Below are 26,737 nucleotides of genomic sequence, written 5' to 3'. Positions count from 1 at the left end.
TAGAGAGTGAATTATCCGGCATGCTCCCCGGGCGCACCCGCCCAACGTGTTGTGGAGGTCGACAATGAGCAAAACTTCCGAAGAAGTCTCCGACGCTACTCCTGAAGGAAAGGAACCCGAACTTAAACGGGTCCTTGGCCCCAAGCTCCTCCTGCTCTTCATCGTGGGCGACATCCTGGGCGCCGGCGTCTATGCCGTCACGGGAACCATGGCAGGAACCGTGGGCGGCATCGTGTGGCTGCCGTTCCTTCTGGCCTTTGTGGTGGCCACCCTGACAGCCTTTTCCTACCTGGAGCTGGTCACCCAGTATCCCCAGGCCGCCGGTGCCGCCCTTTATACGCACAAGGCATTCGGGATCCACTTCGTGACCTTCCTGGTGGCCTTCGCCGTGGTCTGTTCAGGCATCACCAGTGCCTCCACCTCCGCCAACGTGCTGGCCCAGAACCTGTTCGGCGGATTCGCGATCAACGGCTGGATGGGGCGTCCCGGGCAGGGTGTCATCACGGCAGTGGCCATGGCCTTTATGCTGGTCCTTGCCGCCATCAACCTCCGCGGCGTGGGGGAGAGCGTCAAGTTCAACGTTGTGCTCACGTTGGTGGAGATGATCGCGCTGTGCATCGTGATCGGCGTCGGCTTCTTTGTGATGTCCCAAGGGACGGGAAACCCCGGGGAGATCTTCGTCTTCAACGACTACCAGGACAAGGGGATGTTCCTTGCGGTCACCGCAGCCACCTCCATCGCGTTCTTCGCCATGGTGGGCTTTGAGGACTCCGTGAACATGGTGGAGGAAACCCAACATCCGGAAAAGATCTTCCCCCGCACCATGTTGACCGGCCTGGGCATCGCCGTGCTCCTTTATATGCTGGTGGCCGTGTCCGTGGTCAGCGTACTGACTCCCACCGAGCTGGAGAACATTCGGGAAGCCGAGGGTGCGGCGCTCCTGGAAGTGGTGCACAAAGGCTCGCCCGATTTCCCGATCGACAGGATTTTCCCGTTCCTGGCGGTCTTTGCCGTAGCCAATACGGCGCTGATCAACATGCTGATGGCCAGCCGTCTCATCTATGGCATGGCGCGCCAACGCGTCCTGCCACCTGCCCTCGGGAAAGTCCTGCTGGTGCGCCGCACTCCATGGGCCGGCATCATCTTCTCCACCGTCCTGGCACTGGGACTCATCCTGTACGTAACCAGCGACCCGAAAAGCAACATCGTTGCAAACCTTTCCGGCACCACCGCCTTCCTGCTGCTGTGCGTCTTCACGGTAGTGAACGTGGCGTGCGTGGTGCTGCGGCGCAAGCGGGACCCCAACCGCAAGGTGTTCTTCACGTCCCCGGGGCAGCTGCCGCTCGTGGCCGCCCTGCTGTGCGCCTTCCTTGCCGGCCCGTGGGTGGGCCGGAACGTCATCCAGTACCAGATTGCCGGCGGCCTGATGGCCATCGGTGTTGTGCTCTGGTTCGTCACATGGCTGATCAACCGGAAAACGAACCAAGCGGAAAGGCTGAACAAATGACAGCTGCTGCAGAATCAACTGTTACCTTTGACGGTCGCTTCGCCCGGGAACTGTCCGAGCTGGCTGTTCCCTGGCAGGCAGAGGAAGCCCCTGAGCCGAAGCTGCTCGTCCTCAACGACGGACTGGCAAGGGAGCTGGGGCTTGACCCGGAGTACCTCCGGTCCCCGGAGGGGGTAAGGCTCCTCCTGGGAAACCACGTTCCGGAGGGCTCAACGCCGGTTGCCCAGGCATATGCGGGCCACCAGTTCGGCGGCTACTCGCCCCTGCTGGGAGACGGCCGTGCCCTTCTTCTCGGCGAGGTAACCGACGTGGAAGGCAGGCTCCGGGACGTCCACCTGAAAGGTTCGGGCCGCACACCGTTCGCCCGCGCCGGGGACGGCCGGGCCGTCGTCGGACCCATGCTGCGGGAGTACCTCGTCAGCGAGGCCATGCACGCCCTCGGCATCCCCTCAACGCGGTCCCTGGCGGTGGTGGCCACCGGCCGGCCGGTACGCCGCGACACGATGCTTCCCGGGGCAGTGCTGACAAGGGTGGCCAGCAGCCACTTGCGCGTGGGCAGCTTCCAGTACGCAAGGGCCACCGAAAACGTGGACCTCCTGCGCCGGTTGGGGGACCACGCGATCAGCCGCCACTACCCGAATGCCGCCAAGGCAGAGAACCCCTACCTGGCGCTCTTCGAAAAGGTGGTGGCCGCCCAGGCATCGCTGGTGGCCCAGTGGATGCTGGTGGGATTCGTCCACGGCGTGATGAACACGGACAACATGACCATATCCGGGGAAACCATCGACTACGGGCCCTGCGCCTTTATGGACGCCTTTAATCCTGCCGCGGTCTACAGCTCCATCGACGTTGGCGGGCGCTATGCCTACGCCAACCAGCCCGTAATTGCCGAATGGAACCTGGCCCGCCTGGCCGAGGCCATGCTGCCGCTCTTCCACGAGGACCAGGAACAGGCCGTAACCCCTGCCGTGGAGGCACTGGGGAAGTTCCGCCGCCAGTACAGCGACGCCTGGTTCGCCGGGATGAAAACCAAATTGGGTGTAGCGGAGGCACCGGCGGGAAGTGCCGAGGCTGAGGAAGCCTCGGAAGTGGTGGACGGGCTGGTGGCTCTTTTGAAGGACGGACCACTCGACTACACATCGTTCTTCCGGAACCTGGGCCATGCGGCAAGGGGAGATATCCGCCCTGCCCGCGGAATGGTCCTTGACCTGGCTGCCTTTGACGCATGGGCGGAGCGGTGGCGTGCCCTGCAACCCGACGCCGGCATGATGGAACGGGTCAACCCCGCCTACATACCGCGCAACCACCTGGTAGAGGAAGCGCTCGCCGCAGCAACGGAGGGAGACCTTGATCCGTTCACCCGGCTCCTGGAGGTGGTCCGTGCACCCTTCCACGAGCGGCCGGGGCTCGAACGCTACACCGAGGGGGCGCCGGAGGACTTCGGCAGCTACCAGACCTTCTGCGGCACCTGAGCCTCCACGGCACACCTGAGTGCTCCCTGCTGGAAGGACCCGACAAAACAGCCGGACAACACAACAGGGGCGGCAGCCGGGAACAATCCCGTCTGCCGCCCCTGTTCGGGTGGTGTGACTACGCTACGCGAACGAAGGAAGCGCCGCCGAGCCAGCTGATGGAGTGGACTTCGGTCTTGAAACCGTCCACGCCACCGCTGACAACCTGGCCGTTGCCGGCGAAGACGCCGACGTGACCGGCGGTGATCACCAGGTCACCGGGGACGGGGGTGCCCACAGTGGAGCCGTACTGGTAGAACTGGCCGGGGGCGAGGTCGCCGACGCTCTTGCCGACCGAGCGGAGAGCCTTCTCCACCATGGCAGTGCAGTCCTGCTGGACGCCGAGCTGGCCGTAAGCGGCAGCCAGGATGGCTGCGCCGGTGCCGGTGCCCGGGGCGGCCGGTGCGGGTGCCGGTGCCGGAGCGGGTGCCGGAGCAGGCGCAACGGAGGCGTAGGACAGGTTCATTCCGGTGTTAGCCGGGGCAGCAACGGGAGCAGCCGGAGCAGGAGCAGCGGCCGGAGCGGCGGCAACGAAGCCGGCGCCGGGGATCTGGATCTGGTCACCGGGGAAGATGATCGTGCTGATTGACAGCCCGTTGGCGGACAGAACGTCATTCAGGGCTACACCGTTGGCGGCCGAGATGGCGCCCAGGGTATCGCCGGAGACGACCGTGTGCACGTTGGCTGCAGCCGCCGCGGGGGCAGCCACTGCAGCAGCCGGTGCTGCATAAGCCTGGGTGTTGGTGGTCTCAGTGGTGTCCGGACCGGTGACGCCTGCGTGGGCCGGCGCTCCCACACCGAATGCAATGCCTGAAGCTGCGGCTACGGCGAGCGCCGGGCGGCCAAGCGACTTGGCTGAGACAGCCAGGCCCTGGAGCGCAATGGAGCCGGCCGGAGTCGCGCGGTGACGGGGGGTGGTGGAATTTTTTGACACGGTTGATCGCCTCTCCCATGCCTGCGGGGTGAGCTGTCGGGTTCGGGTTGGAGATACCCGGCCGGGAGCAACTCCGTAAAGTACGAAGGTGCTATCGACTTAACCCCAAGGCCTCGTATGAGGCCGCGGAAACTTGGTTCCCCCGTCCCTGCCAGCTGGAAAGCGATTGAATCCCGGTTCAGTGGCAGGGCTCGGCATACTGACGGGAATGTCCCGTCTGAGAGGGACACCTGAAGACCATAACCGGTTTCCTGCTGCATTGTCACATTTGGGTAACATACGAGGCGGTTCTATCGCATTTGGCCATCGAATAGATTTCGCTGCCATACTGGCCTGACGAGACGAAACAGGCGCGCCGCTGCCGCAGGCGGTGTTCTTGGTCACAAAGTAATAAAGGGCGTTGAAAAGTGCCCGCGGGACCTTGCCCGGAGGGGCGGCGCGGAGGAGGATGTTCCGCACCGGCGAGGAGGCACAGTGACCCAGCTTGGCAAGTACGAGAAATACCTGATCGAGGAATTTTTTGATGACTACCGTGCCGGCGCGCTGAGCCAGCGGACCTTCACCCGCAGGGTTGCCTTCATCACCGGCAGTATGGCGGCGGCCGCGGCGGCAATGCTGCTGGTGGGCTGTACTCCCGGTGAGGTACCGCGGAGCACCGACCCCATGCCTACGCCGGAGCCTTCAACATCCTCAGCCGCCGGGACTGCCGGTTCCGGTGCCGTGCCCGGGGCGAAGAGCCCGCTTTCCGTACCGGAGGGTGCACCGGGGATGGCGACGGCGACCGTACAGTTTCCGTCCGGTGGAACCTCAGTCAGCGCGTACCAGGCCAGGCCGGAGCGGGGGGAGCGCAGCCCCGCAGTGCTGATCTGCCATGAGAACCGCGGATTGACACCCCACATCGAAGATGTTGCCCGTCGCTTCGCGAAAGCCGGATACGTGGCTCTCGCACTGGATCTGCTCAGCCGTGAGGGCGGGACTGCGAACATGGACCGCGACGCTGTTCCCGGTGCCCTTACCCAGGCGGGTGCCCAGCGCCACGTTGCCGACTTTGCCGCGGCACTGGAGTACCTCCGAGGGCAGGACTTCGTGGACGGCGGCCGAATCGCCATGACCGGTTACTGCTTCGGCGGCGGAATCACCTGGCAGGCGGCCACCGACCTGGACGGGTTGAAGGCCACGGCTGCGTTCTACGGCCCCGCCCCCGACCTGGCCAAAGTGCCGGATATCAAGGCCGCAGTCTTCGGCGTTTATGCCGAACGTGACCAGCGCATCACGGGCGCGATGCCTGCGCTTCAGGATGCGCTGGCAGCAACAGACGTTGTCCATCAGCTGACGGTCTACCCGGGCGTTGACCACGCCTTCCACAACGATACCGGCGACCGCTACAACGAGGCCCAGGCCACGGCAGCGTGGAACGATACCCTCGCGTGGTTCGGCCAGCACCTGTAAAGGCCGTAGCTTCCCAACTGTGTCACGGTCCGTTATAAAGCCGGGTGCCACTGGCCGGCGCGCTACCCAGGGCTCGCCGTGCCCCGCCTGGAACCGCGGGGTGGCAGGGAACTGGTCCTGACCCCGCGTAGGCTTTTGCCATGCCCGACTACGAACGGTTCCGTATCCTGCTTGAGGAGGAGCGGGAGCGGAAGGTGGCCCTCCTTCCGGCGCTCCGCGCGGACATCGCCTCCGCAAATTCAGCGCGCCAGGACTCGAACGTGGACGACGAACATGACCCCGAAGGCTCCACCATCGCCTTCGAGTTGTCCCAGGCGTCCGCCCTGCTGAAGCAGAGCAGCGCAGGGCTCGACCAGGTGGACGCGGCCCTTGCCAGGATCGCCGCCGGGACCTATGGCACCTGCGCCGTCTGCGGGGATGCCATCGCCGAAGGCAGGCTCGAGGCACGGCCCTGGACCCCGTTCTGCATCCGGCACGCATCTGCAGGCCGTCAATGAGCAGGGGCGCGGACCAGGTGGCGGCAGCTGCCGCCTTCGTTGACCGCACGCTGCAGAACGAGGGTGCGTGGTACCGGGACGACGTCGAGGGCCGGCTGGGCGGCCAGCTGGCCTCCTACGGCTCCTCGGTGGGCGCTGTCCGGGGAACCGTCCGCGACGCCCTGCGGAAGTACAAGGACTTCGATCACGACGCCGTGCTGCAGCTGGCATCGGCCCTGTGGGGCCAGCCCCGGCCCGGCTCCAGGGCAATCTTTGAGCGCCGGCTCGCCGCCGTTGTGCTGCTCCAATCCAAGGTGCCGCTCCTGCGCCATTCGGACCTGACCCGGATCGAGGGCTTCCTGCGGTCCGCCGGGACCCAGGAACTGACTGAACCCCTGCTGGCCGACGTCGTGGCGCCCTTCCTGGCACGGCTCGGCGGGCGCGACCGGCAACGCGCAAATGTTGTCCTTGCCCGATGGCGGACGGACCCCGACGGCCAGCTGCGCAGTGCCGCCGCCTTCCTCGCGCAGCAATCGACCCCCGAAGCCCCATCACAAGGAGATACCCATGAACCATCCCTATAACCTGGACCGATTCGTTGCCGCGCAGGACAGCGGCGGAACATATGACCAGGCCTTGGCCGAACTGCAGCTGGGCAGGAAATCCGGTCACTGGATGTGGTTTATCTTTCCGCAGATCGCGGGCCTGGGCCAGAGTGAAATGTCGCAGCGGTACGCCATCAGCTCCCTTGCCCAAGCCCGGGAGTACCTGGACCATCCGGTACTGGGCCCCAGGCTTCTCGACTGCGCCCTTGCCGTCACCAACCACAAAGGCCGCCCGCCGGAGGACATCCTTGGCGGCATCGACGCCCGGAAGCTGCACTCCTCCATGACGCTCTTCCTGCGCGCAGCTCCAGGGGAAACTGTCTTCAAAACCGTCCTGGCCCAGTTCTTCGATGGGCAGCCCGATGCCGCCACCGACGAACTGCTGGCGGACAAAAACGGACAGTAAGCGCCAACGTCCAACAACCGACGGCGGCACCCCGCGCAAACACGCGAGGCACCGCCGTCGGACTTATGGTGTGGCTCAACGCTACGGCGAGGGGCTGCCGCCGTTGACGTTCAGCGTCTCCCCGATGACGTAGCTGGACTCCGGCGATGCCAGGAAAACATAGGCGGGGGCGAGCTCCGCCGGCTGGCCCGCCCGGCCCAGGGGAGTGGACTGGCCGAACTCCGGCAGTTCCTCCTTGGGCTGTCCGCTGCTGACCTGCAGCGGCGTCCAGATGGGCCCCGGAGCCACGGCGTTGACGCGGATGCCCTTCGGGGCGAGCTGCTGGGCGAGTCCCTTGGTGAAGTTGTTGATGCTTCCCTTGGTGGTGGCGTAGTCCAGCAGCGTGGGGGACGGGTTGTAGGCCTGGATGGAGGTGGTGTTGATGATGGTGGATCCTGCCGGCATGTGCGGGAGGGCGGCCTTGGTCAGCCAAAACATCGCGTACACGTTGGTCTTCAGGGTGTGGTCGAACTGCTCATCCGTGATGGCGGTCAGCTCCTCCTGCGCCACCTGCTTGCCGGCGTTGTTGACCAGAATGTCCACCCCGCCGAGCACTGCCACGGCGGTGTCAACCACTTCGCGGCAGACGTTGGGGTCCTTCAGGTCCCCGGGAACCTTAATGGCCTTGCGGCCGGCGGCCTCGATAAGCCCCGCGATGCGGGCTGCATCCTCTTCCTCCTCCGGCAGGTAGGACAGGACGACGTCGGCCCCCTCGCGGGCAAACGCGATGGCAGTGGCCGCCCCGATCCCGGAGTCCGCGCCGGTCACGATGGCCTTCCTGCCTTCCAGCCGGCCGGTTCCGCGGTAGGTGTTCTCGCCGAGGTCCGCCTTGGGCTCCAGTTCCGCGTCCAGGCCCGGCTCAGGCTGGTGCTGCTCAGGCGGAGAGATCTTCCCGTACGCGGTAACGGGGTCGCGGAAGGTGTATTGGTCTGTCATGGTGGTCCTCCTGTTGGGTAGGGGTGGAACACGGTAAAACTAAGCATGCTTACCGTTCCAAGCCTAGGCACTCCTGTCTGTCCCTGCCAACCCGTATTGCAGTCCCGCTTCAGCCAGGTAGCGGGTCCCGGCGGACCTCCAGCAGCCTGACATCCTTGAGGGTTCCCGCATCGGCCACCGCTGTCATGTAGGTACAGGCAGGCTGGCGGCGCCGGTCGGTGGGGGAGCCCGGGTTCAGCAGCCGCAGTCCTCGCGGCGAGGTGGTGTCCCAGGGGATGTGGCTGTGCCCGAAAACCAGCACATCGGCGTCCGGATAAAGCGCCTCGCACCTCGCCTCCCGGCCCTTCGCCTGGCCGGTTTCGTGCACCATGGCGAAGCGGACATCCTCAAGGGTGACGGTGGCCGTTTCGGGCAGGCGGCCGCGCAGGTCGGGGCCGTCGTTGTTGCCGTAGACGCCAATCAGGCGGCGGCTGCGGCGCTCAAGCTGGTCCAGCAGCTCCGCCGTCACCCAGTCGCCGGCGTGGAACACCACATCGGCGCTTTCGACGGCGGCCCATAGTTGCGCCGGAAGTGCCTTGGCGCGCTTGGGCACATGGGTATCGGCGAGCAGGAGAAGGTTCAGCGGCATGGGAAAATCCTGCCATGCCGGGCCGGCGCCGCCGGCCTTTCCTTTGGCATTGTTCCTCACCGCGGGCAGTCGTAGTCTGGGGCTGGAGGTGATAGCCATGGAGGCTGCACAGGGCGACAGGATCATTGTTCATGGAAGGACCGTGGGGTCTACGGACCGGCACGGCGTAATTCTCGAAGTCCGTGGGCAGGGCGGAACGCCGCCCTACCTGGTCCGCTTCGACGATGGCCACGAAACCATCATGTATCCCGGCGGTGATTTCGCCGTCGAACGCGGCAACGGGCACTAGCGCCCCTGGATGATGCGCCGTTTCCGGTCCACCTGTCAGACTGGAGCGATGGATCACTCACTGGCTTCAACAACGTCCTCCAGCCCGCCTGTCCGTACCGGCCCGCGCGATCCCGGTGACGCCTGGGTGGAAGGGGAACACGGCCGCTACTGGGGCAGGTTCGGCGCGGCCGGCGTACTGGCCTATGACCCCGCCAAGGGTGTGCTCCTGCAGCACCGCGCCATCTGGAGCCACAACGGCGGAACCTGGGGACTGCCCGGAGGGGCGCTCCACAAGGGCGAGGACGCCGTCGTGGGCGCCTTGCGTGAGGCGTACGAGGAAGCGGCCGTGCCGCCGGAGAACGTCGACGTGCTTTTCACGTCCGTGCTGGATCTGGGCTACTGGGCCTACACCACCGTTGTGGTCCTGGTGGCGGAGCCCTTTGAGCCGGTCATCAGTGACCCCGAAAGCATTGAACTGCTATGGGTTCCGCTGGCTGACGTGGAGAGCAAGGAACTGCATCCAGGCTTCGCGGCGGCATGGCCGGACCTGCGGGACCGGCTCGTCAACGGCGGTTAGCAAGGGCCGGCGGTCAGTAGTCCGGGCCGTATTCGGCGTGGACCAGGATGGGTAGGTGGTCCGAGTTGCCACGCGGGAGGGTCTCCACGCTGGTGATGTCCAGTCCCAACGACGTGGCGAAGTCGAAGTGGCCCTTGAACACTTTGTAGCGCGTGTACGTGCGCCGGTTGCTCAGCGAGAGCGCATACCCCGAATTCTTCATGTGGACATGCAGGTTCTTGGTAAAGAACGGGTAGTTGAAATCGCCCACCATCAGCGTCATCAGGCCCTTGCCCATGCTCAGGAGCTCGGCGTGGGCGGCGTGGATCTGCTTGCGCCGCAGCGAGTTGGAGGCGGTCAGGGGTGCAGCGTGGAAGGAACCGATCACCAGTTCGTGCTGCGTCTCGTTGTCCATCACCCGGGTCCCGATGAGCCGTTCATGCGCCGGCGCCAGAACCCTGTCATGCATTGACTTCTTCAGCGCGAAGGACTGGGTGTCCAGCGCTGTGAACCGGCTGGTGCGGTAGTAAATCGCCAGCCCGAGCCGGTTGCCCTTGGTGGCGTCTGCGAGGTGAAGCGGGCCAAGGGTCTCCGGAAGATCGCTGGAGTCCACCTCCTGAAGGCAGAGCGCATCAATATCATGATTCCGGGCTAGGGCAAGGAGTTCACCGCTTGCCTTGTGCTTGCGGAGGTTGTAGCTGATGACGCGCATGGAACACCTCTTCCGAGGGTTGCTGACAGGACCAGTTTCTGAGTCTACCCAGAGGAAAGCCGCCAGGCTTCAACATTTCGCCGCGTCGGATGGCCGCTCCTGGCGGCGGCCCCGGAGCAAAACGATAGAGTTATCGGCAATTCACTGACTTCTCATTCGAAGGGCACCCGTTGACCGCAGATCTGCCTGAGCTGGCCGAGGGAAACTTCTATTACCAGTCCCTGGGTGATGGCCGCTTCCGCTCCACCATCCACGCCCAGGGCGCCTGGAACGTCCACGAGCAGCACATGGCACCGGCCTCCGGGCTGATGGCTCACAGCCTCGAACGGCACCAGCCGCGGACGGACATGCGGATGGCCCGGCTCAGCTACGAGATCCTGGGCCTGATCCCCGGCGGCGAATTCCACATCGAGACCACCACGCTGCGGCCGGGCAGGACCATCGAACTGCTGCAGGCCGAGCTGGTGGCAGGCGGCAGGACAGCAATCCGTGCCACGGCCTGGCGGCTGGTCACCAGCGACACCTCCGAAGTGGCGGCGGTGGAAGATGCCGCCATTCCCGGGCCCGATGACTGCAAGCCATACGACGGAGCGTCAGTATGGCCGGGCGGCTACATCCGCTCCCTTGAGATGCGTCTATCGGAAGGGCATCGGCCCGGGGCCGGCAAGGTATGGCTGCGCACTGACCATCCCCTCACCGACCGCGAAGACAGCGGCGACCTCGCCCGGCTGATGGGGCTGGTGGACACCGCCAACGGCATCGCTGCGCGGGTACCTCCGGGCGCGGACAGCTACGCGTTTCCCAACCTTGACCTGCAGATCCACATGTACCGCCGTCCTGAAGGCGAATGGCTGGGGCTGGACAACGCGGTTTCCTTCGGCCGGGACGGAATCGGACTCACCTCAACGGTGCTGCACGATCTCCAGGGCCCCTTCGGCCGGGCGGAGCAGATCCTGACCGTGCGCAGGACCTGACGGCTGCACCGGTGCCACGTCGTGCACGACGACAAGCCCGGCAGGGATCAGCCCCGGCCCTGGAACACAAGCCAGCCGGCGAGGGTGGACAGCGCGGTCAGCGCGGCGCCCCAGAGCATGTCCACCACGATCAGCTGCAATGGCCACACCTTAAGGGTGGCGGCGTTGGTCAGGTCATAAGTGGCGTACGCAAAGGCGCCCAGCGCCGCACCGTACCCCAACGCGGTAAGCCAGCCGCCGCCGTCGAGCGCGGGACGGAGGGCAAAAAACACAATTCCGGCGATGTAAATAACGTAGAAGGCAACGGCGTACCCTAGGTTTGGCCTGTCCGCCAGCAAATCGCCGATGTGGCTCCGGTAGAACGGGTTCATCAGCTTGAGCCAAACGGCGTCAATAACGGCGAACGCGGCGGCAACAACGAGGAATTGCAAGATGACCATAGGGGAGCTTAGCAACATGCACCACGCCGGACCGGGACCCCGCACGCTCACGGTCGTGCGGCAGGAGGCGTCGCTCGGCGCAGCCCGTGACCTGGAATTTGGCCTGGAGCTCCTGGCCAAGGCAAGGACTGGGGGCATCGGCCCCATCCTGCGGCTGTACCGCCCTGCCCCCACGGTGGCGTTCGGCCAGCGGGACACCCGGCTGCCGGGCTTCGAAGCAGCAGCACAGGCGTGCCGCGACAACGGCTTTGAGCCGCTGGTCCGCAGGGCGGGAGGGCGGGCGGCTGCCTACCACCAGGGAACCCTCGTGGTGGACCACATCGAAGCGGATACGGATGCCATCGCAGGTTCCAAGAGCCGGTTTGGATACTTTGGCGAACTCTTCGCCGAAACGCTGCGCAGCGTGGGAGTGCAGGCGGCCGTAGGGGAGATCCCGGGTGAGTACTGTCCCGGGGAATACAGCGTGCACGGCACGGACCGGGCGGCCGGCTCCCGGCTCAAGCTGGTCGGCACTGCCCAGCGCGTGGTGGCCGGAGGCTGGCTCTTCAGCTCCGTCATTGTGGTGGAAAACTCCGCCCCCATCCGCAAAGTCCTCACGGACAGTTACGCAGCCCTGGGCCTGGAGTGGGACCCCGCCACCGCCGGAGCCGTCAACGATCTTGTGCCGGGCGTGGACGTCGCCGCCGTAGAGGATGCGCTGCTGGCCACCTATGCAGGCCACGCCAGCCTCACGAGTGCTGCCTTCAGCAGCCTGGGGGCATGACCGGCCAAGTGTTTTAGGGGCAGATACGAAAACGGGACCGGCACCGAGGTGCTGGTCCCGCTTTGGTTATCACGCCTCCGACGGCGGGTGGCGGGGCTGCCGGCCCCTGTGGCCGGTTTCCCGGCTACGCTGCGAGGCGGGTCTTGACCTCGGCAGCCGAAGGGTTGGTAGCCGCGGTGCCGTCCGGGAACAGGACCGTGGGCACCGTGCGGTTGCCGCCGTTCAGCTGCTCCACCAGTTCTGCGGTGCCGTCCACTTCCTCGATGTTGATCTCGGTGTAGCCGATGCCCTGCGCGTCCAGCTGCTTCTTCAGCCGGTTGCAGTAGCCGCACCAGGTGGTGGAAAACATGGTGATGGTGCCGGATTCGGGAGTGAAGTCCACGGATTTCTCCTACGTGTCGCTTACGGGTTCATTCCTGACAACGGTAGCGTGGGCCCCGCTATTCCCGGCAACTGCGCCCTGCGGCGGCCCCTGGATGACAGCTCCTGCCGCCGATGGCATGCTGGAGCCATGTGTGGACGCTATGTGATGGCCCGTGCCGTGGGGGACCTGTTGGCTGAGTTCGATGCTGAGCTGGAGGAGGAGGTGGCTATCCCGCCGTCGTGGAATGTTGCGCCAACAGATGCCGTTCCCATCGTCCTGGAGCGGCTGATCGATGAAGGTCCGGAGCGCAAGCAGGTGCGCCAGCTGCACATGGCGCGGTGGGGACTGGTTCCTTCCTGGGCCAAGGACCCGGGTATCGGCTCGCGGATGATTAATGCCCGGAGTGAATCGGTGCTGGACAAGCCCGCGTTCCGGAAGGCCATCCAGTCACGGCGGTGCGCTGTGCCCGCCGACGGCTACTACGAATGGAAGCAGGGTCCCGGGAAGGCGAAGCAGCCCTACTACGTGCATCCGGGGGAGGGCCGCGGCCTGGTCTTTGCCGGGCTCTATGAGTGGTGGAAGGATCCGGCGTGGCCGGTGGGGGAGCCGGGCGGCTGGGTGCTTTCCACGTCAATCCTGACCACTGACACACCGCCGGCCGGCAGCGAATCCACCATCTTCGGCAAGTTGACTGCACTGCATGACCGCGTGCCGCTGCCAATGGACAAGTCCACTATGCAGGCCTGGCTCGACCCGGAGGCTGACGACGCCGCGGGCCTGGTTGACCTGGTGCGGTCCGGCGTCAAGGATGTGGCATCGGACTGGCACGTGGATTCAGTGGGCAAAGAGGTGGGCAACGTCCGCAACAACGGCCCGGAGCTGATCCGCCCGGTGGAGGCCCTCTTCTAAGCTGTAACCCGAAGCAGCCCGAATGACCGGGGCGGCGGGCTAAACGGTGACCGATCCGGCGTCGTCCACTGTCCAGGTGGGGTTGTACGCCACTTCCCAGCGGAAGCCGTCCGGATCCGCGAAGTAGCCGCTGTAGCCGCCCCAGGGCTGGGTGATGGGCTCGGCAATGATCTCCGCCCCCGCTGCGGCAGCCTCCGCCATGACCCGGTCAACGTCTTCCGTGCTGGGGAGGTTGTGGCTGAGCGTGATGCAGGGGACAGGGCCGGGGGCGCTGACGCCGGCGTCGGCCTGCATCTGGCGGACGTCCCACAGGGACAGCACCAGGCCATGGTTGACCTGGATGAACACCACGTCCCCCGGAAATTCCCGGTGGACGGGCCAGCCGAGGCCATCCACGTAGAAGGAGCGGGACGCCGGGACGCTGCGGACGCCCAGTGAAATGAAGTCGACTCTGGGTTGCATGGTTCGATACTGTCAGAGGATGGCAACAATTCAAGGGAACGATAGAGACGCTCTGGCCGACAAGGAACAGCTTGCCGCCGTCCGGGTTGCCGTTGACGAGGTGGATGACCAGATTGTCACCCTCATTGCCCGCCGGGAGCGGCTGATCCGGATTGCCGGGACCCTTAAGGGCGACGACGCCGAGGTCCGTGCCCCCGGCCGCGTGGAGCGGGTCATTGAGCACGTCCGCTCCGCCGCTGAGAAGAAGGCCATCGACCCGGACATCGTTGAGTCCACCTACCGGGCCATGATTTCAGGCTTCATCGAACTCGAACTCCGGGTCCACAAAGAGAACAGCTGAGCTGTTTCAGCCCAGCTGTTACAGGTTTTCCTCTACTGGAACGCCTGACTGGAATTCCCGGCCGTCCGCTTCGCTGAAGCCGGTCATCACGTGCCCTTTGCCGAGCCCATTAATGGCCGCGAGCGGGAAGTGGCCGGTGATGGTGTTGCCTGAGTGGGTCACGCCTGAAAGATCGTAGTTCTCTTCCGTGCTTTGTTCGTGGTTGAACGAGAAGAAGGCGATGGCCTCCCCGTTCATGAATTCAATCCCCAGCCGCCGCTGGGATGAGTAGTCCGGACTGGCAGCCACAAGCCCCACCACATAGGCACCGGAACCGGGAATGTTGCCGTCTATATCGAAAGTGGCCACGAGTGTGGAGTCCTGGGCTTTGATGCTGACCTGCTTGAGGAGTGCGTCATGGGTGCTCATGGCACCATCCTGCTCCCTGCCGATCTGTCCGTCCACCCCCGCCTAGGATTTGTGCCGCCACTGGCTTAGACTTGAAGTATTCGAATACATATTCGAATAGGTTCTTGTTTCTTAGTCCTGCCGGGAGGTGCCCATGGCGATGTTCAGCGAATCCGTGGACGTTGCCTGTAACCCTGAAGGCCAGCCGGTGAACCTTTCCTGGGCAGGACGGTCCTATGTTGTCTGCGCTGAACCGGTGCGCTGGTACGAACGCAGGCAGTGGTGGGCGGAGGAAAGCCGCGCGCCGCTGGGAAGCGGACCCGGGCTTGTCGACCACGAAATCTGGCGGGTTCAGGTGTTGCCGTCTACTCCCGGCACGCCCACGGAACATGACGAGCCCCTCACCCTGGACCTGACCCGCCATATCCGCAGCGGCCGGTGGCGGCTCCTGCGCATCCACGACGCCCTGCGCCCACGAACAGCATGAGCTTCACCCACCTCCACGTCTCCACCGCCTTCAGTGCCCACTATGGTGTGTCCTGGCCTGAAGAACTGGCGCAGGCTGCTGCTGCTGACGGGGCCACCGCGCTCGCCTGCACCGACCGCGACGGCCTGTACGGAACCATCAAGCACCTCAAGGCGTGCATGGACGCAGGTATTGATCCCATCGTCGGGGTGGACTTGGCCGTGTATGACGACGACGGCGATCACCGTACCCAGTTGGCTGGGCGTGTGGTGGTGCTTGCCCGCGGAAACAACAACGGGGCCGGCTACCGTGCATTGTGCCGGCTGGTGTCAGATGCCCATGCCCGTACCTCGGGAAAGTCCGGGGGAACTATTCCCGTGGCCGTTACCAGGGCAGAGCTTGCCTCCCGCACCCTGGACCCCCAGACCCTCAAACCAGTGCTGACGGTGCTCATTGGTCCGGACTCTGACGTCGGGCGTGCCATGGGCGGACGCCGGTACCTTCGCCCGCGGACCCTCTTCAAGCAATGGCTCGACGCCATGCCCGGCGGAACAGTGGCAGCTGAAATTGTGTCCCAGCTCAGCGCCCCGGGGGCGCCGCTGAGCACTTCGCATGCCGTCAGGATGCTCAAGCTCGCGGCAGAGCACAACGTACCGGCAATCCTCAGTAACGCTGCCAGATACTGCGCGGAGGACGGTGCTGCTACCGCTGACGTCCTGGATTCGGCCCGGACCCTGAAATCGCTGCCGGAACTGGCCCAGGAACCACTGCTGCAGCCCAACGGCCAGGGCTGGCTGAAATCCGCAGCCCAGATGCTGCAACTGGGCAAGGAAATCATTTCAGCAGCGGGTTACGGCGCCCAGGACCTCAAACAGCTCATGGGACAAACCGAGGCGCTCGCCGATCTCTGCAGGATTGACCCGGTAACCGATATGGGCTGGAAGCAGCCAGTGGTGCCGGAGGCTTCTGTCATCGGGATCAGCCAGGATCCGCACGTTGAACTGGTGCAGCGCTGCGAGGCGGGAATCGGGCGGCGGTTTCCGGGAATCCACGGCAGCCGGGAAAAGGAGATGCTGAAACGCCTTGACCATGAACTGGGGATCATCCAGAACCTGGGTTTCTCGTCCTACTTCCTCACCGTCGCCGAAGTGTCACGCATGATCCAGGACATGGGGGTAAGGGCTGCGGCCAGAGGGTCGGGAGCGTCCAGCCTGGTGAATTACCTGATTGATGTCAGCCAGGTAAACCCGCTTCAGCATGACCTGATTTTCGAACGCTTCCTGTCCCGCGACCGTGCCACCCTGCCGGACATTGACATCGACGTCGAAAGCGCAGAACGGCACAACGTCTACCGCCGGATCTTCGAGCGCTTCGGCGCCGAGCGGGTCACCCTGATGAGCATGCAGAACGGCTACCGGGCAAGGGGAGCCGTACGGGATGCCGGAATGGCATTGGGCATGGATGACGGCGACGTGGGGGACATCGCCAAACAGCTGTGGCGGTTTTCAGCCCGCAAGTTCCGCGAAGCGCTGCAGGAAAAGCCGGAACTGAGGGAGTTCGCGGGCCGGGTGGAGCAGCGGGATACCCACGGCAACCAACAGCTGGACCTGCTGGTTGACCTGACCGAACGCCTTGACCGGTTACCGCGCCATATTTCGATGCACCCCTGTGGTGTGATCCTGGGCGACGCAACCCTGCTGGACCGCACTCCCGTCCAACCCAGCGGCCTGGGGCTTCCCATGAGCCAGTTCGACAAACACGACATGGACCCCATGGGCATGCTCAAGCTCGATGTCCTGGGCGTCAGAATGCAAAGCGCCATGGCGTTCGCTGTCCGGGAAATCATCCGCATCCACCCCTCAAAAGAGGAAGTGGTAGCTGCAGGGGGCCATCCTGCCGGGCAGGACGGGTACGGCCCGGATTACATTGCTGACAACGGACACATAGACCTTAACGCCATCCCCCTGGATGATGAGCCCACCTTCGAGCTGATCCGCAGCACCCACACCCTGGGCTGCTTCCAGATCGAGTCTCCCGGGCAGCGCGAGTTGATCGGCAAGATGGCGCCCCGGGAGTTCAACGACCTCATCATCGACATTTCGCTGTTCCGGCCCGGGCCCATGAAATCGGACATGGTCCGGCCTTTCCTGGAACACCGCCATGGTTTCGCCCCGGAGGTGTACCCCCACCCGGACCTGAAACCCGTCCTGGCGGAAACCCATGGGGTGACCGTTTTCCATGAGCAGATCCTGAGGACCTTTGACGTGATGACGGGGTGCGGGCTGGCGAAAGCTGATGAGTTCCGGAGGGCCTTGAGCAACGACGTCGGGGAATCCCACGTAGAGGGGTTTTTCCGCAAGGGGGCAAAAGCCAAAGGTTTTTCACCTGACGTCGTTGACAAGGTCTGGGACACTTTGAAGTCTTTTGCAAGCTTCGGCTTCTGCAAGGCCCACGGGGCGGCTTTTGCCGTGCCTACCTACCAGTCGGCATGGCTGAAGGCGCACCATCCCGAAGCCTTCCTGGCCGGCCTCTGGGAACACGATCCCGGCATGTACCCCAAGAGATTGCTGGTGGCCGAAGCCAGGCGGCTGGGCATTCCCATCCTTCCCCTGGATATCAACCGCAGCAAGGGGGAGTACCGGGTGGAGCGGGTCCGGCAGGGCCCTGATGCGGGAAAGCTGGGAATCAGGCTGAGCCTGAACGGTATCTACGGGCTGTCCGGCACGGAATTGAAGAGGATTGTGGCAGGCCAGCCTTATGACTCCCTCTCAGACCTCCGCGCGCGCTCGCGGCTTAGCAAGCCCAGTATTAAACGCCTGGCCCAGTTGGGAGCCTTTGATTCCCTGCACCGCGAGGCGGGCGGTGTGGCAAACCGGGCTGACCTGGTCCAGCACCTGCAACAGCTTCAGAGTTCAGGCAGTGGGCGGAAAGGCGTCGAGGTCCTCGAGGGGCAGCTGTCCCTGCCCCTGGGCGATGTGGAATTGCGCAACATCAAGCCCGGCCTCCCTGAACCTACGCTGATCGAAAATGTACGGGCAGAGCTGGATTTGATGGCCGTGGACGTCAGCAGCCACCTGATGGACAGCCACCGCCCCATGCTGGACAGGTTGGGAGTGACGACGGCAGACAAGCTCCTGGGCTTGCGCAACGGGACGGAAGTGCTGGTGGCCGGAGTGCGGGTAGCCACCCAGACGCCTCCCATGCGCGGCGGCAGGAGGGTGGTGTTCATCAGCATCGACGACGGCACCGGCTGCATTGATTCCGTCTTCTTCCATGAGGCTCAGGAAAACGCCGGCCTGCTCCTGTTCGGGACCCGGCTGCTGCTGATCCGCGGCAACACCCGGAGGACAGGCCCGCGGGGCATCAGCCTGAGCGCAAGCATGGCCTGGGACCTCAGCCACACCGAAACACTGCCATTTCCGCCATCGGATACACGGGCCTCGGACGGCCCGCATCCCCTGGATGGAATCAGCAGGAGCCTGGCCATCACGGGATTCAACGGCTGAGCCTGCCGTGCGCCGCGTTGGTCGGCCCTTTGCTGAACCGATAGCATTGACGATGGCTGGCTGTGGTCCCCGTATGCCACAAGCTATGAAGCCTCAACTTTGAATAGGAGACACCCGTGTCAGATGCCCAGCAGATCACCCTTCTCGTCGATGGCGAAGAGACCAAGGTGACTACCGGGACAACCGGTGCGGAACTCTTCTTTGAGCGCCGTGATGTTGTTGTTGCCCGCGTCAACGGCGAGCTGAAGGACCTGGACCAGGAACTTCCGGAAGGCGCCGACGTCGAAGGCGTCACCATCGATTCCCCCGACGGCCTGAACGTGCTCCGCCACTCCACCGCCCACGTTATGGCCCAGGCCGTCCAGCAACTGCGCCCGGACGCCAAGCTGGGCATTGGCCCGTACATCACCGACGGTTTCTACTTCGACTTTGACGTGGCCGAGCCCTTCACCCCCGAGGACCTCAAGACCCTCGAAAAGATGATGCTCAAGATCGTCAACCAGAACCAGAAGTTCGTCCGACGTGTGGTTTCCGAGGACGAGGCCCGCGAAGCCATGAAGAACGAGCATTACAAGCTCGAACTCCTGGGCAAGAAAAACGAAGCCGCCGAAGCCGGTGAAGGCGTCAACGTTGAGGTGGGCGCCGGCGACATCACCATCTACGACAACGTTGAGCGCAAGGAAGGCACCACCGTCTGGTGCGATCTCTGCCGCGGCCCGCACCTGCCCAACACCAAAATGATCTCCAACGCCTTCGCCCTCACCCGCTCGTCCTCCGCCTACTGGCTGGGAAACCAGAAGAACCAGCAGCTGCAGCGCATCTACGGCACCGCTTGGCCCACCAAGGAAGCCCTCAAGGCGTACCAGGAGCGCCTTGCAGAAGCCGAACGCCGCGACCACCGCAAACTCGGCTCCGAACTGGACCTCTTCTCCTTCCCGGACGAGCTCGGTTCCGGCCTGCCGGTGTTCCACCCCAAGGGCGGAATCATCCGCAAGGAGATGGAAGACTACTCGCGGCAGCGCCACGTGGAGGCCGGCTACGAGTTCGTTTATACGCCGCACATCACCAAGGGCCACCTGTACGAGGTCTCCGGCCACCTGGACTGGTACAAAGAGGGCATGTTCCCGGCGATGCGCGTCGACGAAGAGCTCAATGCCGACGGCTCCATCCGCAAGCCGGCCCAGGACTACTACCTGAAGCCGATGAACTGCCCCATGCACAACCTCATCTTCCGTTCCCGCGGGCGCTCCTACCGTGAGCTGCCCCTGCGCCTGTTCGAATTCGGCTCCGTCTACCGGTACGAGAAGTCCGGCGTGGTGCACGGCCTCACCCGGGTGCGCGGGATGACACAGGACGACGCACACATCTACTGCACCCGCGAGCAGATGAAGGACGAACTCACCAAGACGCTGACCTTCGTCCTGGACCTGCTCAAGGACTACGGACTCAACGACTTCTACCTGGAACTGTCCACCAAGGACCCGGAAAAGTACGTCGGCGACGACGCCACCTGGGAGGAAGCCACCAGGACCCTCGCCGAAGTGGCACAGGAATCAGGTCTTGAACTTGTGCCCGATCCGGGTGGCGCCGCGTTCTACGGCCCCAAGATCTCCGTCCAGGCGAAGGACGCGCTGGGCCGCACCTGGCAGATGTCCACCATCCAGCTGGACTTCAACCTGCCCGAACGCTTCGAACTTGAGTTCCAGGCCGCCGACGGCAGCCGCCAGCGTCCCGTTATGATCCACCGTGCACTCTTCGGGTCCGTGGAGCGGTTCATGGGCGTGCTGACCGAGCACTACGCCGGCGCCTTCCCGGCCTGGCTCGCCCCGGTCCAGGTGGTGGGCATCCCGGTGGCGGAGACGTTCAACGAGTACATGTTCGACGTCGTCGATCAGCTTAAGGCGGCCGGCATCCGGGCCGAGGTGGACACCTCCTCGGACAGGTTCCCGAAAAAGATCCGCACAGCCAGCAAGGACAAGATCCCGTTTGTGCTCATCGCCGGCGGTGATGACGCCGAAGCGGGTGCGGTGTCGTTCCGGTTCCGTGACGGAAGCCAGGACAACGGCGTGCCTGTGGCAGAGGCAGTCAAGCGGATCACGGAAGCCGTCCGTAACCGGACCAGCTAGCGGAAACGGAACAGCACCGTGCAGGAGAACACAGGCGCAGGGTATCCAGGGGATGCCGGCGTTACCGACGACTTTGACCTCGCCGGTGTCCCGGACGCCTTCCAGCGCCTGTGGACTCCGCACCGCATGGCTTACATCAAGGGCGGCCAGCACCAGTTCAAGAACGAGAACGACTGCCCCTTCTGTATCGGACCGGCACGGACCGATGAGGATGCGCTGATCGTTTACCGGGGGAAGACCTGCTACGTGGTGCTGAACCTGTTTCCCTACAACCCGGGGCATCTCCTGGTTTGTCCGTACCGCCATATCCCCGACTACACCGACCTGACCGTCGAGGAGACCGTCGAGTTCGCCGAGCTGACGCAGACCGCCATGCGGGTGCTGCGGAAAGTAGCGAATCCGGGCGGCTTCAACCTCGGCATGAACCAGGGCGTCGTGGGCGGAGCCGGCATCGCCGCGCACCTGCACCAGCACATCGTTCCGCGCTGGGGCGGTGACGGGAACTTTTTCCCCATCATCGCCCAGACCAAGGCGATCACGCAGACCCTCGACGAGGTCCGCCAGCAGGTCGCCGACGCCTGGCCCGGGGAGACGGATGCTGAATAAGCACGCCCGGCGGTTCTTCACCGCGCTGTTCACCCCGCTCGCCCGCTGGCTCCTTCGGATCGGCGTCTCACCGGATGCCGTAACCATCATCGGTACCGCCGGTGTGGTGGTGGGAGCCCTGGTCTTCTACCCGCTGGGGCAGCTCTGGTGGGGAACACTGTTCATCACCGCGTTCATCTTCTCCGACGTCCTGGACGGCATCATGGCCAGGATGCAGGCGGTGGGCAGCCGTTGGGGCAACTTCCTCGACTCCACCCTGGACCGGATCGCAGACGGTGCCCTTTTCGCCGGCCTGGCCGTTTGGTTCTTCACCGGCGGCGCGAATGTTCCTATCGCCATGGCCGCCACTGTGTGCCTTGTCCTGGGCATGGTGGTCTCCTATGCCAGGGCAAAGGCGGAGTCCTTGGGGTTCACGGCCAACATCGGCATAGCGGAACGCGCTGAACGCCTCGTTTCCGTGCTGGTGGTGACCGGATTCACCGGCCTTGGGCTGCCGCCCGTGGTGCTGCTGGTGACACTCGTCCTGCTCGGCATTGCCAGCCTCATCACCGTGGTTCAGCGCATGGTGTCGGTGCGCCGCCAGGCCCTTGCGGAACCATCGCCTGCCGATTAACACGAATTAAGCCGGCCGGGCGCGGTGAGACTAGTATTAGGACTGCCCGATCAATGGATCCGGCAACCCGGTGTGTGTATATATGGCATCTCCGTGCCACGCTGCACGCCCGGCGAAGGTCATCTATCTACCCATAGGGGTTTTTGTGTCTACACCTGATGTAAGCAGCGAAGCCGGTTCGTCCGCGAACAGCGTCACGGGCAGCAGCCGCGTGAAGCGGGGCATGGCTGAGATGCTCAAGGGCGGCGTCATCATGGACGTCGTCAACGTCGAACAGGCCCGCATCGCCGAAGACGCCGGTGCTGTTGCTGTTATGGCGCTGGAACGCGTTCCGGCCGATATCCGCGCCCAGGGCGGCGTCTCCCGCATGTCCGATCCGGACATGATCGATAAGATCATCGATGCCGTCTCCGTGCCGGTCATGGCCAAGGCCCGGATCGGCCACTTCGTCGAGGCCCAGGTCCTGCAGTCCCTCGGCGTGGACTACATTGACGAGTCCGAGGTCCTGACCCCGGCCGACTACGTCAACCACATCGACAAGTGGAACTTCACCGTTCCCTTCGTCTGCGGCGCCACCAACCTTGGTGAGGCACTGCGCCGCATCAACGAAGGCGCGGCAATGATCCGCTCCAAGGGCGAAGCCGGCACCGGTGACGTCTCCAACGCCACGGGGCACATGCGCCAGATCCGCTCCGAGATCGCCAAGCTCGCAGCCCTGCCCGAAGACGAGCTCTACGTCGCGGCCAAGGAACTGCAGGCCCCGTACGAACTGGTCAAGGAAGTTGCCGCTGCCGGCAAGCTTCCCGTGGTGCTGTTCACCGCCGGCGGCATCGCCACCCCGGCCGACGCCGCCATGATGATGCAGCTCGGCGCCGACGGCGTGTTCGTCGGCTCCGGTATCTTCAAGTCCGGCAACCCGGCCCAGCGCGCCGCCGCCGTCGTGAAGGCCACCACCTTCTTCGACGACCCCGACGTCATCGCCAAGGCCTCCCGCGGCCTGGGCGAAGCCATGGTGGGCATCAACGTCGACGAGATCCCCCAGCCCCACCGCCTCGCTGAGCGCGGCTGGTAATTGCCGCCCTCTTTGGTCGCCTTTAGGGCGCCGGGCGGCGTCATCCTCTGCGCGCTATTCCCCGCGCGTTGTCGGCAGCTAAGTAGCTGCTTGCGGCGCGGGGCCCCTTTTACGCGCGCTGCCGGATAACGCCGTCCGTCTCTAACGGTCGCCTTCCGTCCTTATGTACGACGCCGGTTCCTCACCTTTTCTGGTGGGGGACCGGCGTCGTTTGCTTAACCCAAGTAAGTAGCGCTAAGTGTCGTTTTGAGGGTTGAGAACGACACTTAGCGCTACTTAGTTGGGAAGGGGGGAGGTGCTACTCGAGGCCGCGGCGCTTCAGCAGGGGTTCCAGCCTTGCTTCGCGGCCTCGGAGGGTGCGGAAGGAATCGAGCGGGTCGCGGCTGTTTCCCCGGGACAGGAGCTCCTGCCGGAAGCGTTCGCCGTTGGTTCGGTTCAGGCCACCGTTTTCGGTGAACCAGTCCACCGTCTCGGCGTCCAGCACCTCGCTCCAGATGTACGAGTAGTAGCCGGCCGCGTAACCGGCTCCCGCGAAGACATGCTGGAAGTATCCCGTCCGGTAGCGCGGCGGAATCAGGGCGTGGGCGATTCCGGCAGCCGCAAGGGCCTTCTCCTCGAACGCCAGGGCGTCCTCGGGGATTTCGCTGCTTCCCAGGACGTGCCAGGCCAGGTCCAGCAGTGCTGCCCCCAAGTACTCGGTGGTGGCAAAGCCCTCGCCCCAGAGCCGCGATTCGTTCAGTTTGCCAACGACCCCCTGCGAGAGCGGCTCGCCGGTGGCGTAGTGCTTCGCGTAGTTGGTTAGCACCTCCGGCCACATAATCCACATCTCGTTGACCTGGGACGGGTACTCCACAAAATCCCGCGGAACCGACGTTCCGGAGAAGCGCGGGTATGTCACGTTGGAAAAGAGCCCGTGCAGGGCATGACCGAATTCGTGGAAGGCGGTCCGCAGTTCATCCAGCGTCAGCAGCGTGGGTTCGCCCGCAGACGGCCTGGAGATGTTCAGGTTGTTGATGACCACTGGTTTGGTCCCCAGCAGTGCCGACTGTTCCACCAGGGAGTTCATCCAGGCGCCGCCGCGTTTGGACTCGCGGGTGTAGTAGTCGCCGAGGAACAGCCCCAGGGCGCTGCCGTCCTCATTCCGGACTTCCCAGACCCGCACGTCCGGGTGGTAGCCGGTGAGATCCTTCCGTTCGTGGAATGTAATGCCGTAGAGGGCCGTGGCAGCGAAGAAGATCCCGTCGGTCAGGACGCGGTCCAGCTCGAAATAGGGCCGGAGGGCCTGCTCGTCCACCTCGTACTTTTCCCGGCGGACCTTCGCGGAGTAGAACGCCCAGTCCCAAGGCTCCAGGGCATGCCCGGCTGCCTCCGAAAGGGCCGCGGCCTCGCGGTCCGCATTGCTGACCGCGGCCGATGCCATACGGTTCAGCATCGACTGGACCGACTCAAAATCGGGTGCGGTCTGCCGGTCCACCACGAGCTCGGCGTAGTTGGCGAAGCCCAGCAGCGCAGCTTTTTCGGCACGGAGGGCAGCCATGGAGCGGGCGATCTCGAGCACGTCGAAATCCCCGCCGCTGCTGCCGCGGGCCACCGAGGCTTCAAACAGCCGCCGCCGGACGTCCCGGTTTTCCAAGGCGGCGAGGGCCGGCTGGTTGGTGGGTTGGATCAACGCCAGGAGGAACTTCCCCTCATGACCGGCTGCACGGGCTGCTTCTGCGGCGGCGGCCACGTCGTCGGCCGGCAGCCCGGCCAGCTCCGCGGGGTCCTCGAGCAGCAGGGCCGCGGACTTCATCCCCTCCTTGACCCGCTGGCCGAATTCTGTTCCAAGCCTGGAGAGTTCGGCATTAAGTTGCCGCAGCCGCTCCTGCCCGGGCCCGTCCAGCTGAATACCGGATTGCCGGAACTCCTTCAGATAATCCTCCACCAGGCGTGCCGACTCCGGATCAAGGCCTGTTGTATTGATGGCCGCGAAGCGTTCGAAAAGGGCCCTGTTCAGGAACACTTCGTCCTGGTGGGCCGAAAAGCGTGGCGAAAGCTGGGTTTCCAGGTCCCGGATCTCGTCCGAGGCGTCCGCGGACACCAGGGTAAAGAACGCTGCAGCAGTCCTCTGGAGCAGCCGGCCGGAGAGCTCCATCGCCACGGCCGTGTTGTCGAAGGTGGCGGGATCCAGGTTGTCCGCGATCGCCTGGACCTCAGCCAAGTGCTCCTTGAAACCTGCCTCCGCCGCCTCTGCATAGTGGGATGGCTCGATGTCCGCGAACGGGGGCAGGGCGAACGGGAAAGTGCTGGGACTGAGCAGGGGGTTTGTCATGACGCAAATCTTCCACACAGGCCACGCCTTCTCAACGACCCCCAAATGCACGTGGCGGCCCCGAACCCTATCTAGAATGACCGCTATGGGGATTAGTTGGGGCGGTGCTGCCTCACGCGCCCGGGCGGTATCTTGGCCTTGCTCGCAGCTGCTGTGCTGGCCGGCTGCGGCCTCGTGGCTGAGCAGGACGGGCAGCTGCCTCGGCCGGCGGAGTCTGCTTCACAGAGCCCCGGTTCAGGCGTTGCGTTGCCGCCAAGCCCCGCTCCTGCCCCTAGCCCCACAGCTACACCCACACCCGCGTCCACGCCCGGTAAGGGCCCGTCCTGTCCGATGGTCCGGTGCACTACCGTGCTGGTCACCGGCGACATGCTGATTCACAGCCAGCTGTGGCAGCAGGCGCAGCAGGACGCCGAAGCTGCCGGCAAGCCGGGCATGGATTTTGGGCCGCTCCTGGAAGGCCAGCGCCGCTACATCAGGAACAGCGATCTTGCCATCTGCCACCAGGAGACGCCGGTGGCGGGCCCGGACGGTCCGTTTTCTGCGTACCCGTCGTTCAACGTTCCGCCCCAGATCATCGCCGCGTCCAAGGACGTGGGATACCAGGCCTGCACCACCGCCAGCAACCACACCATTGACCGCGGCACCGACGGGCTGCTGCGGACGCTGGACGCCCTGGATGCTGCCGGCCTCAGGCACACCGGTTCGTACCGGACCGAAAGCGAATCCCGCAACGTCCTCATCATTCAGACGGCAGCCGCGAAGATCGCCATCATCCAAGCTACCTACGGGCTCAACGGCCTGCTGCCCGATCATCCCTGGCAGGTGGACATGCTGGACCCCGCAGCCATGATTGCCAAGGCCGAAAAAGCGAGGACGCTGGGGGCGGACATCGTCGTGGCCGCCATGCACGCCGGTGATGAGTACGCCAGCGAACCGAACGCCCAGCAGCAGGAGGTGGCGCGTGCACTGGTGGACAGCGGGCAGTTCAACCTAGTCTATGGGCACCACACCCACTCCGTGCTGCCCATCGAAAACTACAAAGGCACCTGGATTGTGTACGGGCTGGGCAATGGCGTCACGGAGCTGTCTCCCTGGTATGTGGTCAACAACGAGGGTCTGCTGGTGAGGGCGCAGTTTGGCCAGGACGGCTCCGGCAAATGGTTGGCCACGGACCTTGCGTGGGCACCATCGGTCATTGTCCGCGACCCATACCGCTGGTGTTCGGTGGCCGCTGATGCGCCGCAGGGACAGTGCGCCGGTCCGGAAGAGGACATGGCGACCAGGCAGCGGACCAGCACCGTGGTGGAATCCCGCGGTGCGGGGGCAGCGGGTGCCCATGAACTCCTGATAACCCGCGAACCCTAAGCCT

The 26,737-nt window shown here is 64.6% G+C and carries 28 protein-coding genes and 1 riboswitch; of the genes, 19 read left to right on the top strand and 9 right to left on the bottom strand.

The features are described 5' to 3' along the window. The first annotated feature begins 64 nt into the window (after positions 1 to 64). Together M1D93_RS10740 and M1D93_RS10735 are read left to right on the top strand one after the other, a co-directional pair. Positions 65 to 1,507 (top strand): APC family permease, encoded by a 1,443-nt coding sequence (locus tag M1D93_RS10740; RefSeq protein ID WP_461171558.1) that lies wholly within the window; start codon positions 65 to 67, stop codon positions 1,505 to 1,507. Beyond that, entirely contained in the window at positions 1,504 to 2,979 is a 1,476-nt protein-coding gene (locus M1D93_RS10735; protein WP_461171557.1) for a protein adenylyltransferase SelO, read from the top strand. Before M1D93_RS10740 ends, M1D93_RS10735 begins: the two co-directional genes overlap by 4 nt. Positions 2,980 to 3,097: 118 nt before the next feature. Here M1D93_RS10735 and M1D93_RS10730 read toward each other — a convergent pair whose 3' ends face one another. Next, a complete protein-coding gene (locus M1D93_RS10730) occupies positions 3,098 to 3,952 on the bottom strand; it encodes a LysM peptidoglycan-binding domain-containing protein (protein WP_461171556.1) in 855 nt (284 codons plus the stop codon). A gap of 3 nt (positions 3,953 to 3,955) precedes the next feature. Then, positions 3,956 to 4,127, bottom strand: a riboswitch (cyclic di-AMP (ydaO/yuaA leader). A gap of 299 nt (positions 4,128 to 4,426) precedes the next feature. Here M1D93_RS10730 and M1D93_RS10725 point away from each other — a divergent pair. The 4 genes from M1D93_RS10725 (at position 4,427) to M1D93_RS10710 (ending at position 6,888) form a co-directional block, all read left to right on the top strand. After that, a complete protein-coding gene (locus M1D93_RS10725) occupies positions 4,427 to 5,401 on the top strand; it encodes a dienelactone hydrolase family protein (protein WP_461171555.1) in 975 nt (324 codons plus the stop codon). Between the two features lie 140 nt (positions 5,402 to 5,541). Next, entirely contained in the window at positions 5,542 to 5,898 is a 357-nt protein-coding gene (locus M1D93_RS10720) for a TraR/DksA family transcriptional regulator (RefSeq protein WP_461171554.1), read from the top strand. After that, a complete protein-coding gene (locus M1D93_RS10715; RefSeq protein WP_461171553.1) occupies positions 5,895 to 6,461 on the top strand; it encodes a DNA alkylation repair protein in 567 nt (188 codons plus the stop codon). Before M1D93_RS10720 ends, M1D93_RS10715 begins: the two co-directional genes overlap by 4 nt. Beyond that, complete coding sequence (locus M1D93_RS10710; protein ID WP_461171552.1) at positions 6,445 to 6,888, top strand: DUF1810 domain-containing protein; 444 nt, start codon at positions 6,445 to 6,447, stop codon at positions 6,886 to 6,888. The genes M1D93_RS10715 and M1D93_RS10710 overlap by 17 nt, the downstream gene beginning before the upstream one ends. A gap of 81 nt (positions 6,889 to 6,969) precedes the next feature. On the opposite strand, the gene M1D93_RS10705 is transcribed toward M1D93_RS10710, so the two are convergent. After that, complete coding sequence (locus tag M1D93_RS10705; protein ID WP_461171551.1) at positions 6,970 to 7,863, bottom strand: glucose 1-dehydrogenase; 894 nt, start codon at positions 7,861 to 7,863, stop codon at positions 6,970 to 6,972. 109 nt (positions 7,864 to 7,972) lie between these two features. Next, on the bottom strand, positions 7,973 to 8,491 hold the full coding sequence (locus M1D93_RS10700; protein WP_461171550.1) for a metallophosphoesterase family protein: 519 nt from the start codon (positions 8,489 to 8,491) through the stop codon (positions 7,973 to 7,975). Positions 8,492 to 8,588: 97 nt separating this feature from the next. On the opposite strand from M1D93_RS10700, the gene M1D93_RS10695 reads away from it, so the two are divergent. Then, positions 8,589 to 8,780, top strand: coding sequence for a DUF1918 domain-containing protein (locus tag M1D93_RS10695; RefSeq protein WP_050054882.1), 192 nt, complete (start codon positions 8,589 to 8,591; stop codon positions 8,778 to 8,780). A 48-nt stretch (positions 8,781 to 8,828) separates the two neighbouring features. After that, positions 8,829 to 9,338, top strand: coding sequence for an NUDIX domain-containing protein (locus M1D93_RS10690; protein WP_461171549.1), 510 nt, complete (start codon positions 8,829 to 8,831; stop codon positions 9,336 to 9,338). Between the two features lie 13 nt (positions 9,339 to 9,351). Here the strand turns inward: M1D93_RS10690 and M1D93_RS10685 are convergent, their stop codons facing one another. After that, a complete protein-coding gene (locus tag M1D93_RS10685) occupies positions 9,352 to 10,029 on the bottom strand; it encodes an endonuclease/exonuclease/phosphatase family protein (RefSeq protein ID WP_163163987.1) in 678 nt (225 codons plus the stop codon). 170 nt (positions 10,030 to 10,199) lie between these two features. Here M1D93_RS10685 and M1D93_RS10680 point away from each other — a divergent pair, with 170 nt between their 5' ends. Continuing rightward, positions 10,200 to 11,003, top strand: coding sequence for a thioesterase family protein (locus M1D93_RS10680; RefSeq protein ID WP_461171548.1), 804 nt, complete (start codon positions 10,200 to 10,202; stop codon positions 11,001 to 11,003). 47 nt (positions 11,004 to 11,050) lie between these two features. On the opposite strand, the gene M1D93_RS10675 is transcribed toward M1D93_RS10680, so the two are convergent. Then, positions 11,051 to 11,443, bottom strand: coding sequence for a DUF2177 family protein (locus M1D93_RS10675; RefSeq protein ID WP_461171547.1), 393 nt, complete (start codon positions 11,441 to 11,443; stop codon positions 11,051 to 11,053). Positions 11,444 to 11,459: 16 nt separating this feature from the next. Between M1D93_RS10675 and M1D93_RS10670 the strand changes: the two genes are divergently transcribed. Further along, positions 11,460 to 12,206 (top strand): lipoate--protein ligase family protein, encoded by a 747-nt coding sequence (locus M1D93_RS10670; protein WP_461174991.1) that lies wholly within the window; start codon positions 11,460 to 11,462, stop codon positions 12,204 to 12,206. Positions 12,207 to 12,330: 124 nt separating this feature from the next. Here the strand turns inward: M1D93_RS10670 and M1D93_RS10665 are convergent, their stop codons facing one another. Next, positions 12,331 to 12,588 carry a mycoredoxin gene (locus M1D93_RS10665; RefSeq protein ID WP_454485301.1) on the bottom strand — a complete coding sequence of 86 codons (258 nt, stop codon included), beginning with the start codon at positions 12,586 to 12,588 and terminating at the stop codon, positions 12,331 to 12,333. A gap of 147 nt (positions 12,589 to 12,735) precedes the next feature. Between M1D93_RS10665 and M1D93_RS10660 the strand changes: the two genes are divergently transcribed. Then, positions 12,736 to 13,479, top strand: a complete 744-nt coding sequence (locus M1D93_RS10660; protein ID WP_461174990.1) for an SOS response-associated peptidase — start codon at positions 12,736 to 12,738, stop codon at positions 13,477 to 13,479. Between the two features lie 39 nt (positions 13,480 to 13,518). Here the strand turns inward: M1D93_RS10660 and M1D93_RS10655 are convergent, their stop codons facing one another. Beyond that, positions 13,519 to 13,941, bottom strand: a complete 423-nt coding sequence (locus M1D93_RS10655; protein ID WP_461171546.1) for a VOC family protein — start codon at positions 13,939 to 13,941, stop codon at positions 13,519 to 13,521. Positions 13,942 to 13,960: 19 nt separating this feature from the next. Between M1D93_RS10655 and M1D93_RS10650 the strand changes: the two genes are divergently transcribed. Continuing rightward, positions 13,961 to 14,281 carry a chorismate mutase gene (locus M1D93_RS10650; RefSeq protein ID WP_256248964.1) on the top strand — a complete coding sequence of 107 codons (321 nt, stop codon included), beginning with the start codon at positions 13,961 to 13,963 and terminating at the stop codon, positions 14,279 to 14,281. Positions 14,282 to 14,299: 18 nt separating this feature from the next. On the opposite strand, the gene M1D93_RS10645 is transcribed toward M1D93_RS10650, so the two are convergent. Beyond that, positions 14,300 to 14,689, bottom strand: a complete 390-nt coding sequence (locus tag M1D93_RS10645; RefSeq protein WP_458781919.1) for a hypothetical protein — start codon at positions 14,687 to 14,689, stop codon at positions 14,300 to 14,302. Positions 14,690 to 14,822: 133 nt separating this feature from the next. On the opposite strand from M1D93_RS10645, the gene M1D93_RS10640 reads away from it, so the two are divergent. The 6 genes from M1D93_RS10640 to pdxS all read left to right on the top strand — a co-directional run bounded on the left by M1D93_RS10640 (position 14,823) and on the right by pdxS (position 23,057). Next, positions 14,823 to 15,155 (top strand): DUF6504 family protein, encoded by a 333-nt coding sequence (locus M1D93_RS10640; protein ID WP_461171545.1) that lies wholly within the window; start codon positions 14,823 to 14,825, stop codon positions 15,153 to 15,155. After that, positions 15,152 to 18,640 carry a DNA polymerase III subunit alpha gene (locus tag M1D93_RS10635; RefSeq protein ID WP_461171544.1) on the top strand — a complete coding sequence of 1,163 codons (3,489 nt, stop codon included), beginning with the start codon at positions 15,152 to 15,154 and terminating at the stop codon, positions 18,638 to 18,640. The genes M1D93_RS10640 and M1D93_RS10635 overlap by 4 nt, the downstream gene beginning before the upstream one ends. A gap of 116 nt (positions 18,641 to 18,756) precedes the next feature. Continuing rightward, a complete protein-coding gene (gene thrS, locus M1D93_RS10630; RefSeq protein WP_461171543.1) occupies positions 18,757 to 20,766 on the top strand; it encodes a threonine--tRNA ligase in 2,010 nt (669 codons plus the stop codon). A gap of 18 nt (positions 20,767 to 20,784) precedes the next feature. Further along, positions 20,785 to 21,372: an HIT family protein gene (locus tag M1D93_RS10625; protein WP_461171542.1), complete on the top strand. Its 588-nt coding sequence runs from the start codon at positions 20,785 to 20,787 to the stop codon at positions 21,370 to 21,372. Then, complete coding sequence (pgsA, locus tag M1D93_RS10620; protein ID WP_461171541.1) at positions 21,362 to 21,985, top strand: phosphatidylinositol phosphate synthase; 624 nt, start codon at positions 21,362 to 21,364, stop codon at positions 21,983 to 21,985. Before M1D93_RS10625 ends, pgsA begins: the two co-directional genes overlap by 11 nt. Before the next feature lie 145 nt (positions 21,986 to 22,130). Further along, complete coding sequence (pdxS, locus tag M1D93_RS10615; RefSeq protein ID WP_430225502.1) at positions 22,131 to 23,057, top strand: pyridoxal 5'-phosphate synthase lyase subunit PdxS; 927 nt, start codon at positions 22,131 to 22,133, stop codon at positions 23,055 to 23,057. Between the two features lie 298 nt (positions 23,058 to 23,355). Here the strand turns inward: pdxS and M1D93_RS10610 are convergent, their stop codons facing one another. Beyond that, complete coding sequence (locus M1D93_RS10610; protein ID WP_461171540.1) at positions 23,356 to 25,368, bottom strand: M3 family metallopeptidase; 2,013 nt, start codon at positions 25,366 to 25,368, stop codon at positions 23,356 to 23,358. Positions 25,369 to 25,698: 330 nt separating this feature from the next. On the opposite strand from M1D93_RS10610, the gene M1D93_RS10605 reads away from it, so the two are divergent. Further along, positions 25,699 to 26,733, top strand: coding sequence for a CapA family protein (locus tag M1D93_RS10605; RefSeq protein ID WP_461171539.1), 1,035 nt, complete (start codon positions 25,699 to 25,701; stop codon positions 26,731 to 26,733). Positions 26,734 to 26,737 lie beyond the last annotated feature (4 nt).

It is taken from the genome of Arthrobacter sp. Z1-9, from assembly GCF_054792695.1.
The sequence above is the reverse complement of the archived record's forward strand: the minus strand, read 5'-3'. Positions and strand labels throughout refer to the sequence as shown.